The 11771-nt window shown below is 65.0% G+C and carries 12 protein-coding genes; 6 read left to right on the top strand and 6 right to left on the bottom strand.

Annotation, left to right across the window (positions count from 1 at the left end; all coding sequences use genetic code 11):
- Positions 1-12: 12 nt before the first annotated feature.
- From A5658_RS21485 to A5658_RS21460, 6 genes are all read right to left on the bottom strand, one after another.
- On the bottom strand, positions 13-1101 hold the full coding sequence (locus A5658_RS21485; protein ID WP_067339877.1) for an acyl-CoA dehydrogenase family protein: 1089 nt from the start codon (positions 1099-1101) through the stop codon (positions 13-15).
- A 71-nt stretch (positions 1102-1172) separates the two neighbouring features.
- On the bottom strand, positions 1173-1592 hold the full coding sequence (locus tag A5658_RS21480; RefSeq protein WP_067339874.1) for a nuclear transport factor 2 family protein: 420 nt from the start codon (positions 1590-1592) through the stop codon (positions 1173-1175).
- Entirely contained in the window at positions 1576-2790 is a 1215-nt protein-coding gene (locus tag A5658_RS21475; RefSeq protein ID WP_067339871.1) for an amidohydrolase family protein, read from the bottom strand. Before A5658_RS21475 ends, A5658_RS21480 begins: the two co-directional genes overlap by 17 nt.
- Before the next feature lie 3 nt (positions 2791-2793).
- Entirely contained in the window at positions 2794-3117 is a 324-nt protein-coding gene (locus tag A5658_RS21470; RefSeq protein ID WP_067339869.1) for a hypothetical protein, read from the bottom strand.
- Positions 3101-4378 carry an aromatic ring-hydroxylating dioxygenase subunit alpha gene (locus tag A5658_RS21465; RefSeq protein ID WP_067339866.1) on the bottom strand — a complete coding sequence of 426 codons (1278 nt, stop codon included), beginning with the start codon at positions 4376-4378 and terminating at the stop codon, positions 3101-3103. The genes A5658_RS21470 and A5658_RS21465 overlap by 17 nt, the downstream gene beginning before the upstream one ends.
- 33 nt (positions 4379-4411) lie before the next feature.
- Positions 4412-4981: a carboxymuconolactone decarboxylase family protein gene (locus tag A5658_RS21460; RefSeq protein ID WP_067339864.1), complete on the bottom strand. Its 570-nt coding sequence runs from the start codon at positions 4979-4981 to the stop codon at positions 4412-4414.
- 331 nt (positions 4982-5312) lie between these two features.
- Here A5658_RS21460 and A5658_RS21455 point away from each other — a divergent pair, with 331 nt between their 5' ends.
- The 6 genes from A5658_RS21455 to A5658_RS21430 all read left to right on the top strand — a co-directional run bounded on the left by A5658_RS21455 (position 5313) and on the right by A5658_RS21430 (position 11769).
- Positions 5313-6605, top strand: a complete 1293-nt coding sequence (locus A5658_RS21455) for an amidohydrolase family protein (RefSeq protein ID WP_067339862.1) — start codon at positions 5313-5315, stop codon at positions 6603-6605.
- 66 nt (positions 6606-6671) lie between these two features.
- Positions 6672-7838 carry an acyl-CoA dehydrogenase family protein gene (locus A5658_RS21450; protein WP_067340154.1) on the top strand — a complete coding sequence of 389 codons (1167 nt, stop codon included), beginning with the start codon at positions 6672-6674 and terminating at the stop codon, positions 7836-7838.
- Entirely contained in the window at positions 7838-8596 is a 759-nt protein-coding gene (locus A5658_RS21445; protein ID WP_067339860.1) for an SDR family NAD(P)-dependent oxidoreductase, read from the top strand. The genes A5658_RS21450 and A5658_RS21445 overlap by 1 nt, the downstream gene beginning before the upstream one ends.
- The gene (locus A5658_RS28965; RefSeq protein WP_067339857.1) at positions 8596-9813 is read left to right on the top strand and encodes a CaiB/BaiF CoA-transferase family protein; all 1218 of its coding nucleotides are present in this window, start codon (positions 8596-8598) and stop codon (positions 9811-9813) included. Before A5658_RS21445 ends, A5658_RS28965 begins: the two co-directional genes overlap by 1 nt.
- The gene (locus A5658_RS21435) at positions 9810-10619 is read left to right on the top strand and encodes an enoyl-CoA hydratase/isomerase family protein (RefSeq protein ID WP_067339855.1); all 810 of its coding nucleotides are present in this window, start codon (positions 9810-9812) and stop codon (positions 10617-10619) included. The genes A5658_RS28965 and A5658_RS21435 overlap by 4 nt, the downstream gene beginning before the upstream one ends.
- Entirely contained in the window at positions 10612-11769 is a 1158-nt protein-coding gene (locus A5658_RS21430; RefSeq protein WP_067339853.1) for a thiolase family protein, read from the top strand. Before A5658_RS21435 ends, A5658_RS21430 begins: the two co-directional genes overlap by 8 nt.
- Positions 11770-11771: the final 2 nt, after the last annotated feature.

Here is an 11771-nt window from a genome sequence, read left to right as displayed (position 1 = left end):
CGCTGTCCACACTCACTCCTTGCCCAGATCCAGCAGCCGGCGCGCGATGATGTTGCGCTGGATCTCCGCGGTGCCGCCGTAGATGGTCGACGCCCGGGAATAGAGGAATTCGGACCGCCACGGGCTGTCGTCCAACTCGATCACGCCGGGGAGCAGATCGCGCACGGTGTCATAGAGCCGCTGCTCGGCTCCCGCCAAGAGCACCTTGTCGATAGAGGTCTGCGGGCCCAATGACTCGCCGTCGGCCAGCTGGTGCTGGGTCGCTCGAGACCGGCAACGTAGCGTGTGCAGCGCGAGATATGCTGCGCCCAGCTCGTATTCGTCGGGATTGTCGGCCTCCGCGATCAGCGCGTCGAACCGCGAGTACAGGTAGGCGATCCGTTGCCAGAAGCAGGTGGATCGTTCGTAGGGCAGCAGGTCCATCGCCAGTCGCCAGCCGTCGCCGGGCTGGCCGAGCATGCGGTCGGCCGGCACCACCACGTCGTCGTAGTAGACCTCGCAGAACTCGTCGACCCCATGCATGGTGCGCAGCGGGCGGACGGTGATGCCCGGCGTGTCCAGGTCGACGAAGAATGCGGTGATGCCGTCGTAGCCGGGCGCGGTGCGGGTGAGCAGGATGCACCGGGTGGAGAACTGCGCGTAGCTTGTCCAGACCTTCTGCCCGGTGACGACCCAGTTGTCCCCGTCCGGCACCGCGCGCGTCGACAGCGATGCCAGGTCGCTGCCGGAGCCGGGTTCGGAAAAGCCTTGGCACCATTGCTCTTCGCCGCGCAGCAGGCGTGGCACCATCTCCGCGGCGAGCCCTGGTGGCGCATAGTCGATCATCGTCGGGGTCAGCACTTCGAGCATCGAATAGGGGCCTGGTTCGGCGAGGCGGCGGCCCACCACTTCTTCGCCGACGACCGCCCGCAGTATCGCGGGACCGCCCAGCCCGCCCACCTCGACCGGCCAGCCGTAGCGCATCCAATCGGCGTCATAGAGTGCCCGGCTGACGCGGGCCATCTGCCGCATGTGACCTTCCAGCGAGTGATCCGGCCCTGGCGTCAGGTCGTGCTCGTCGAGCCAGGCCCGCAGGTCGGTCCGGAACTGCGCCACGTTCACGCTGGTTGATGGCGCGACTCTCCCCCGCGAGCGGGAGGTGCCCCCACCTCCGGATTCATCCGGCATCGGCGTCACGCAGGCGGCCGTCCGATCGCGTGTGGCCTACCCGAGTCGTGCACTCCGCTGCGCCGAATGAAGGTCATTGCACGGGTTTTCAGCCGCCATCCGTCCGCGGTCCGCACGTAGTTGTCCTTGTAGTACCCGATCCGCATGTCGTGCGTTGCGTGGTCGATGAAGCACAGCGGCTGAGTTCCGGTTGCGGTGTCACCGTCGAGGTCGATCACTGGGGTGGCCGTCATGAACAAGCCCTTCGGCGCGGCGTCGACCAACATCGGAAATCGGTCCAGTGAATAGGTTTCGCCGAATGCGCTGTAGGTGCCGTCCGGGGTGAAGACCGCGACCAACCCGTCGATGTCTTCCTGCGTGATGGTCACCGCATACCGAGCCAGCAGTTGCTGGATCTCGACGAGGTCCTCAATTCGGTCCGACATAAACTTTGCCGCCTTTCATCACAAAGCTCACATGTTGGGTTACGGCGATGTCGGACAACGGATCTCCCGGTACCGCGATGATGTCGGCGAGCTGCCCCTCGGCTAGCCGGCCGCGGTCGGTGACGTTGATCAGCTCGGCCGCGGTGGTGGTTGCGGCCCGCAACACCGCCAGCGGGGGCAGGCCCCACTCGACCAGCGTGACAAGCTCGTTGGCGTTCTTACCGTGCGGTATGGCCGGCGCGTCGGTGCCGACGGCGATCTTCACCCCCGCCTCGTAGGCGGCCAAGATGGAGGTACGCGACTTCGGGAACATCTCGGCGGCCTTGGCCTGCAGTTCCGGTGGAGCGTGCGAAACATCCATGCCCTCGGCCAGATTCCGCGTCGACACCAGGAACGTGCCACGCTCGACCATCAGCGCGATCGCTTCGTCGTCGATCAGGAACCCGTGCTCGATGCAGTCGATCCCCGCTTCGACGGCGTGCTTGACCGCCTCGGCCCCGTGCGTGTGCGCGGCCACTCGCATTCCGCGACGGTGCGCCTCGTCGACGATCGCGCGCAGCTCTTCGTCCGAATAGTGCTGGGCCCCAGGCGGTCCCGTCAGCGACATCACACCACCGGAGCAGCAGACCTTGATCAGCTCGGCGCCATGCTTGATCTGGTAGCGCACCGCCTTGCGGATCTCGTCGACCCCGTTGGCGATGCCCTCCTCGACGGTCAGGTCCATCACATGGGGCGCGAACGCGGCGAACATCGTCGGATCCAGGTGCCCACCGGTCGGGGTGATCGCATGTCCCGCCGGAACCACCCGCGGCCCGTCGATCCAACCCGCGTCGATGGCCTTGCCCAGCGCGACGTCGAGCAGATAACCGCCGGTCTTGACGAACAACCCGAGGTTGCGCACGGTGGTGAACCCGGCCCGCAGCGTCCGGCGGGCGTTGCCGACGGCGCGCAACATCCGGGTGGGTGGATCGTCCTGCACCGACGACAGTGCGGGCTTCTCCCCGCGCCCGCCCATCAGCAGGTTGACTTCCATGTCCATCAGGCCGGGCAGCAGGATCGATTCGCCGAGATCGACGACGTCACCTTGAGGCTCACCACCGATACCGACGATTCGGTCTCCCTCGACGCGCAGGATGCCCGGCGAGACGATCTCACCGGCGTCGACGTCGAACAGCCCGGCAGCCTTGAGCGTGAGCACCAGTTAGATCACCGGCTCCCGAAGCAACTCGACCCAGGCGGCCCCGCTGTCGGGCACCCGCGGCTGCTTCCAGGCTTCGATCGGGAACGACACCATGACCAGCGACTGCATGATGTGCATCAACGTCCTCGCGTCCTCGGGCAGATCGTCCAACGGGAACTTATCGCAGTATTCGATGACATCGTTGAGCATGGGAAAAGCGACGTCGTAGAACGCCTGCATCTCGGCCATCGAGGAGGCCAGCCGCTTGGCGTAGCGCTCGGGCTCGGTGGCCAGATCCCAGTCGAGATATGGCTCTAGATCGGCGAATTCAGACGGTAACGCCATTGTTTTGGTACTCCTTCACGTAGTCGCCCGTGGTCTTGTGCAGGTGGCGGATCAGAACTTCCTGGTCGCAGAGCAGGAACTCCTTGACCGCCCGGGTCCCGATCATGGTCTGGGTCGCTTCCAGGGTGTTGGCGTCCTGCAGCGCGTACTCCTTGAACGTCACCGCGGCCAGCTCCTGGGCCAGCCGTTCCCGCGCGTTACGCGGCGGAACGAAGTACAACGTGCACTCGAAGATGTGCTTGTCGACGGCGGTTGGCCAATAGTGGTAGGTCAGGAACCAGCCCGGCTCCCAGATCAGCAGCATGAAGTTCGGGTAGAAGAGCCACGAGTCGATGCCCCACTGTGGCACCCGCTTCACATTGACACCCGGTGGAAGTTCCAGGTTTTCGATGATCTCCGGCTTGTCCCAGGGACCGAACAGCCCGCTGCGCAACACCTGATCCATCGGTTTGACCATGGACATGTCGGCCGGCGGCGCCTGCCCACCCCAGGTCGACTGCAGGTTGTGCGGGCCGGCCAACTCGTAGTGCAGCGCCTCGTAACCGACTTTCTGGATCTTGGCGGCTTCTTCCTTGGTGTACTGACCCTGGTGCAGGATCGGCGCGTGGTAGAACTCGACGAACGCGTCGATGAACAGCTTCCAGTTGCTGCCGACTTCGGCACGGTACGAGTAGGTCTCGGTCATCTCGCCGAACGGATAGCCCTCGATGCTCTTGGCCAGCGGTCCGAGGTAGTCGACCAGCGGTGCCGCGTTGTCGTCGAAGTTGATGAAGATGAAGCCTTCCCACACCTCGCAACGGACGGGCGCCAGGCCGTAGTTGGCCTTGTCGATGCCGAAGAACTCGTCTTCCTGCTGCACGAAGGCAAGGTCACCGTCGAGGCTGTAACGCCACGCGTGGTACTTGCAGGTGAACTGGCGGCAGGTGCCGGAGGTCTCCTCGTTCGGAAAGTCGTTCCACACCAACTTGTTTCCGCGATGCCGGCACACGTTGTGGTACGCCTTGACCGAGCCGTCCTTGGTCTTGACGATGATGACCGACGTCCCTTTGCCCGCCGACGGCAGCTCCTTGGTGAAATAGCTGCCGGTGCGGGGGAGTCGGTCGACGCGGCCGACGTTGAGCCAGGTCTTCTTGAAGACCGCCTCGCGTTCGGCCTCGAAGAACGCGGGGTCGATCGAGTCGGTGTAATCCACCGGCGCGGTCCCCAGATCGGGGTAATTCTCTGTCCAACTGCCGGCGGCCGGCTTGGGAAAGTGTGCCAACGTCCTTACCTCTCTTGTGTTCCGGCGCGGTCTTTAGCGCCGCTTCTCCTCAGAGCTTCGCTCTGCGTCGTCGCCGGCGCGGTCCTCGACCTCGACGCCAAAAGTGTTCAATGCCATCGCAAGTGCGATGTAGTTGCCGGCGGTGAAGACCAGATCCATCCGCTGTTGCTCGTCGAGCCACTCGCCGAGTGCCGCCCAGGTCTGATCGGAGATGTTGCTCTTCTCGTCGAGCTCGTCGACGGCCCGCAGCACCGCGCTGTCGAATGCGTCCGTCGACTGGCCCGCCCGCGCGGCCTCGATGTCGGCGTCGGTCAGCCCTGCGTCCCCGCCCATCTCCACGTGATGCGCCCACTCGTAGGCGCAGTCGCGCCGATGCGCGACCCGCAGGATCACCAGCTCACGGATACGCGGCGGCAGCGTCGAGCCGTACAGCAGGTAGGTACTGAATTTCAGATAGGCGCGAGTCAGTTTCGGGTGACGGACCAACGTCGACAGCACGTTGCCCGCGCCGTCGGGGTTGCGCCGCTCCTCAGGAAGCATCACCGACACAGCGTTGCGGGCAGCCTCGTCCCACTCCTCCGCCGGCAACGGGGACAGACGCATACGGGCTCCTCGGGTAAGAGAATCATATTCTCAAATTTGATCAATAGGTTTCCACGAACTCCCGGATTGGTCAATATCTGGGGTTCACCTGCATCGATCGGAAGGAGCCGGGTGGCTAGATTCATGGGGGTGACCCGATACGTACCGGGCTGGAGGTAGCCTTGGCATGTTGATTCTCGCGAACCGAGAAGCTAGTTTTCATAACACGGGAGAAGTCGGCGACGACAGCGATTCGCCGACGGGTTGACCACAGGTTCGCAACAATCACGAGTTAACCGCGAGCCGATGACCTAGGTGGGCCCCGAACGCCCCCGACGGAGAGGACCAGGCAGTGAACAAAGACGACATGATTTTGATCAGCGTCGACGACCACACCGTCGAGCCACCCGACATGTTCAAGAACCACCTGTCGAAGAAGTACATCGACGATGCGCCGCGTCTGGTGCACAACGAGGACGGCTCCGACACCTGGCAGTTCCGCGACACGATCATCCCGAATGTCGCGCTGAACGCGGTCGCGGGTCGTCCCAAAGAGGAGTACGGCCTGGAGCCGCAGGGTCTCGATGAGATCCGGCCCGGCTGTTACAACGTCGACGAGCGGATCAAGGACATGAACGCCGGGGGAATCCTGGCGTCGATCTGTTTCCCGTCGTTCCCGGGTTTCGCGGGTCGGCTGTTTGCCACCGAAGACCATGACTTCTCCATCGCGTTGGTGCAGGCGTACAACGACTGGCACATCGAGGAGTGGTGCGGCGCGTACCCGGCCCGGTTCATTCCGATGGCGATCCCGGTGATCTGGGATGCCGAAGAGTGCGCGAAAGAGGTGCGTCGCGTCGCCAAGAAAGGTGTGCACGCGCTGACCTTCACCGAGAACCCGGCCGCGATGGGCTACCCGAGTTTCCACAACGATTACTGGAAGCCGCTATGGGACGCGTTGTGCGACACCAACACTGTGATGAATGTGCACATCGGGTCCTCGGGCCGGCTGGCGATCACAGCTCCCGATGCGCCGATGGACGTGATGATCACGCTGCAGCCGATGAACATCGTGCAGGCCGCGGCGGATCTGTTGTGGTCCAAGCCGATCAAGGAGTACCCGGATTTGAAGATCGCCCTGTCCGAGGGTGGCACCGGGTGGATTCCGTACTTCCTCGAGCGTGCAGACCGCACCTACGAGATGCACTCGACGTGGACGCATCAGGACTTCAAGGGCAAGCTGCCCAGCGAGGTGTTCCGCGAGCATTTCCTGACCTGCTTCATCAGCGACAAGGTCGGGGTGGCGTTGCGTAACGAGATCGGCATTGACAACATCTGTTGGGAGGCCGACTACCCGCACAGCGACTCGATGTGGCCGGGTGCACCGGAGGAACTCTGGGATGTGTTGTCGCTGAACAACGTTCCCGACGACGAGATCAACAAGATGTCGTACCAGAACGCGATGCGCTGGTACTCTTTCGACCCGTTCAGCCACATCTCAGAGGCGCAGGCCACCGTCGGTGCGCTGCGCAAAGCGGCCGAGGGCCACGATGTCTCGATCCGGGCGCTGTCGAAGCACGAGCACGGCGGGCCCAACTTCGCCGACTGGGCCGCCAGCGCCAAGGAGTTGACGGGCAACAAGGACTGACAAGCCACCGGACTTCGACTGCCGGTGACTGATTCAAAAGGAGATTTCGCAGTGGCCGGCGGTGGGATGAGCTTCGAGCTGACCGATGACCAGGAGCTGATCCGCAAGTCGGTCGCCGAGCTGGCGTCGAAGTTCGACGACCAGTACTGGATGGAAAAAGACCTCGCGCACGAATTCCCGCAGGAGTTCTACGACGCGATCGCCACGGGCGGCTGGCTCGGCATGACGATCCCCGAGGAGTACGGCGGGCACGGGCTCGGCATCACCGAGGCCACGCTGTTGCTCGAGGAGGTGTCGCGTTCGGGTGCGGCGATGAACGGCGCCAGCGCGATTCACCTGACCATCTTCGGCATGCAGCCCGTCGTCAAGCACGGCTCCGAGGAGTTGAAGGCCAGGACGCTGCCCCGCATCGTCAACGGCGATCTGCACGTATGCTTCGGCGTCACCGAACCCGGTGCGGGCCTTGACACCTCGCGGATCACCACGTTCGCCAAACGCGAAGGCGACTCCTACCGGATCAACGGGCGCAAGGTGTGGATCTCCAAGGCGCTGGAGTCCGAGAAGATCCTGCTGCTTACCCGGACCACCCCGTTCGACGAGGTCACTAAGAAGACCGACGGCATGACGCTGTTCCTCACCGACCTCGATCGCGACCACGTCGACATCCGGCCGATCAAGAAGATGGGCCGCAACGCGGTCAGCTCCAACGAGGTCTTCATCGACGATCTGATCGTGCCGGTCTCCGATCGCGTCGGCGAGGAGGGACAGGGCTTCAAGTACATCCTCGACGGCCTCAACCCCGAGCGGATGTTGATCGCCGCCGAGGCGCTGGGCATCGGGCGGGTCGCGCTGGAGAAGGCCGTCAAGTACGGCAACGAGCGTGTCGTGTTCAACCGCCCGATCGGCATGAATCAGGGTCTGCAGTTCCCGCTGGCCGACTCGCTCGCCCGGCTCGACGCCGCGGAACTGGTGCTGCGCAAGGCCACCTGGCTCTACGACCATGGGAAGCCTTGTGGCCGCGAAGCGAATACCGCCAAATACCTGTGCGCCGACGCCGGGTTCGGGGCGGCCGATCGGGCGCTTCAGTTGCACGGAGGAATGGGCTATTCGGAGGAGTACCACGTGTCGCGCTACTTCCGCGAGTCACGGCTGATGAAGATCGCACCGGTCAGTCAGGAGATGATCCTCAACTTCCTGGGCGAGCACGTGCTGGGAATGCCGAGGAGCTATTGATGAGATCGCTGTTCGACCTGAGTGGTCGCTCGGCACTGGTCACCGGATCCGGCACCGGGATCGGCGCCGCCGTCGCCGAGGCATTGGCCGCCGCGGGTGCCGCGGTTCTGGTCAGCGATGTGGATGCCGACGCGGCTTCGGCTGTCGCCGAACACATTTCCGCAGCCGGCGGTAAAGCGGAGAGCACCGCGCTCGACGTGCGCGACCGGTCGGCGGCCGAGGCCGCGGTGGCGCAAGCGGCCGCGCTCTCCGGCGGAGTGTTGAACATCCTGGTCAACAACGCCGGGGTGACCGCGCCGGGGATGTTCGCCGACCTCACCGACGAGAGCTTCTACAAGGTGCTCGACATCCACCTGATGGGGGCCGTGCACTGCGCGCAGGCCGCCCTGAAGTCGGTGCCCACCGACGGCACCGGCCGCATCATCAACGTGGTCTCCTCGGCCGGGATCACCGGCACGCTGGGCCAGGTGAACTACTCGGCCGCCAAGGCCAGCATCATCGGCTTCACCAAGTCGCTGGCACGCGAGCAGGCGCGCAACAACATCATGGTCAACGCCCTTGCGCCGCTTGCGGCTACGCGGATGACAGAGACCATCCGGACCAACGAGAAGTTCGCGGCCAACATGATGAACCGCATTCCGTTGAAGCGCTGGGCCGAACCCGAAGAAGTTGCCGGCGCGTTCGTCTTCTTCGCCTCCGACGCCGCCTCCTACATCACCGGACAGGTGCTGCCGGTGGACGGCGGCATGGTCATGTGATGTCCGAGCGCCAAGGGCCGCTGACGGGCATCACCGTCGTGGCTTTGGAGCAAGCGGTGTCCGCGCCGATGTGCACCCGTGTGCTGGCCGACTTCGGCGCGCGCGTGATCAAGGTCGAAAACCCCAAGGGCGGCGACTTCGCGCGTTACTACGACGAAGTCGTGAACGGCCTTGCCGCCCACTTCGTCTGGGCCAACCGCGGCAAAGAGTCGGTGACACTCGACCTGAAAACCGAAGCGGGGCTGGACATCCTGCACCGACTGCTCGACCGGGCCGATGTCCTGGTGTCGAACCTCGCCCCCGGCGCGGTGTCTCGGCTTGGAATCTCCGCCGCAGAGCTCGAGCAACGCCACCCGAACGTCATCGCCGTCGAGATCGACGGGTACGGCCCCGGCGGACCGCTGTCGCACAAACGGGCCTACGACCTACTCGTCCAGGCCGAGTCCGGTGCCTGCGCCATCACCGGTAATCCCGGCATGCCGGCCAAACCCGGCCCAGCCATGGCCGACATCAGCACCGGGTTGTATTCGGCGCTGTCGATCCTGGCGCTGCTGTATTCCCGCGATGCGAAATCGACACCGGCGCAGCACGGCAACACTGTCGGGCTCAGCCTGTTCGACACCATGATGGACTACATGGGGTATCCGCTGACCTACACCCAGCACTCCGGAATCGACCAGCAGCCGCTGGGTGTGAGTTCACCCGCGGTGGCGCCCTACGGCGCGTACCGCACCGCCGACGGCCAGACCGTGGTGCTGGGCACCACCAACGATGCCGAATGGCAACGACTTTCACGGCAGATCATCCAGCGCGACGACCTCGCCGACGACCCACGACTGGCGAGCAACTCCGGCCGCTGCGCTCATCGCGACATCTTGGACGAGGCCATCGGTGCCTGGTGTGCACAGCACGACTTGGATCACGTGCAGAACACGGCGGACGCCGCCGGGATCGGCAATTCCCGCTACAACCTGCCCAGCGAGGTGCTGGCCCATCCGCAATTGACGGCGCGCGACCGTTGGCGCCAGGTCGAAACCCCCGCCGGGCCGATTCAGGCCTTGCTGCCGCCACCGGTGATCGCGGGCTACCAGCCTCCGATGGGTGCGGTACCCGGCCTCGGGCAGCACACCGATGCGGTGCTCGCCGACCTCGGCCTCGGCGCCGACGAGATCGATGCACTGCGCGGACAGGGCGTAGTCGGGCCGGCGTACTCGTGACCGCTGACGAGCCCGTGCTGCTGTGCAGCGACCGCGACGGAGTCCGGACGCTGACGCTGAACCGGCCACGCCGTAAGAACGCGATCAACCGAGAACTGTGGATTGCGTTGGCTCAGGCTCTCATTGACGCGGGCAAGGACGCGGATGTCCGGGCGGTCGTGCTGACCGGCGCGCAGGGCGCCTTCTGCTCAGGGGCCGACATCTCGACGCCCGACGACAGCCATCCCGTCCACAAACTGCGCCGCCTGACCGATGTCGCGTTGGCGCTGCACGAGTTGTCGAAGCCGACGATCGCGAAGGTCAACGGTGTCGCGGTCGGAGCCGGCTGGAATCTGGCCCTCGGGTGCGACCTGGTGGTGGCGACCCCGGAATCGACGTTTTCACAGATCTTTGCCAAACGCGGGCTGTCGGTAGACCTCGGCGGCTCGTGGCTGCTGCCGAAAATCGTTGGCCTACAACAGGCCAAGCGGCTCGTGCTGCTGGCCGAGACCATCGGCGCCGCCGAGGCGCAGGGATTGGGCCTGGTGACCTGGACAGTTGCCGCCGACGAGCTCGACACCTTCGTCGCCGATATCGCCGAGCGGCTGGCCGCCGGGCCGCCGATCGCGTTGGCGCACAGCAAGGCATTGTTGAACGAGGGCGCCGACCGGACCATGCGCGACGCCCTGGCCAACGAAGCGCGAGCGCAGGTCGGTAATTTCGCCACTGCGGATTCGGCGGAGGCCTATGCCGCGTTCGCCGCGAAGCGCGACCCGTCGTTCACGGGACAGTGGGCGGTCAAGAGAGCGGAGCAGAAGAATGCGTGAAACAGTCATCGTCGAGGCGGTGCGGACGCCGGTCGGCAAGCGGAACGGTGGCCTTTCGGCCATGCACGCCGCCGACCTGTCGGCCGTGGTACTCACCGAACTGATCGAGCGCACCGGCATCGACCCGAACGTGATCGACGACGTGGTGTGGGGCTGTGTCTCGCAGGTCGGCGACCAGTCCAGCAACATCGGCCGGTACGCGGTGCTCGCGGCCGGCTGGCCCGAACACATCCCGGGCACGACGATCAACCGGGCCTGCGGGTCGAGCCAGCAGGCGCTCGACTTCGCGGCGCAGGCGGTCATGTCGGGCCAGCAGGACGTCGTGGTGGCCGGGGGAGTCGAGGTGATGAGCCGGGTGCCGTTGGGCTCGGCCCGCGCCATCGGTCAGCCATACGGTCCCAAAGTGCTTGCCCGCTATGACGATTTCTCGTTCAACCAAGGTATTTCGGCGGAGATGATCGCCAAGAAGTGGGGCTTTTCCCGCACACAGCTCGACGAGTACTCCGCGCTGTCCCACGAGCGGGCCGCGGCCGCACAGGACAATGGCGCCTTCGCCGATCAGATCGCCCCGGTCTTCACGGATTCCGGGGACGACACCGCTGTTGTCACCGCCGACGAAGGAATTCGGCGCGGCACGTCGGTGGAGAAACTGGCGGGCCTCAAGCCGGCGTTCGACGAGGCGGGTGTGATCCATGCCGGCAACTCCTCTCAGATCTCCGATGGGGCAGCGGCTTTGCTGGTGACCACGTCGGACATCGCGGTCGAACTCGGCCTGACCCCACTGGTGCGCTACGTCGCCGGCGCGGTCACCGGGGCGGACCCGGTCTTGATGCTCACCGGTCCGATTCCGGCCACCGAGAAGGTGCTCGCCAAAGCCGGCGTCTCGATCTCCGATATCGGAGTGTTCGAGGTCAACGAAGCCTTCGCGCCCGTCCCGTTGGCGTGGCTCGCCGAAACCGGTGCCGACCCGGATCGGTTGAACCCGCTCGGCGGAGCCATCGCCCTGGGCCATCCGCTCGGCGCATCGGGCGCGGTGCTGATGACCCGGATGGCACATCACATGCGCGACAACGGGATCCGCTATGGATTGCAGACCATGTGCGAGGGCGGCGGCACGGCCAACGCCACCATCGTCGAACTTGTTGCCTGACA

It is taken from the genome of Mycobacterium sp. 1245111.1 (assembly GCF_001673405.1).
Taxonomy (GTDB): Bacteria; Actinomycetota; Actinomycetes; order Mycobacteriales; family Mycobacteriaceae; genus Mycobacterium.
The sequence above is the reverse complement of the archived record's forward strand: the minus strand, read 5'-3'. Positions and strand labels throughout refer to the sequence as shown.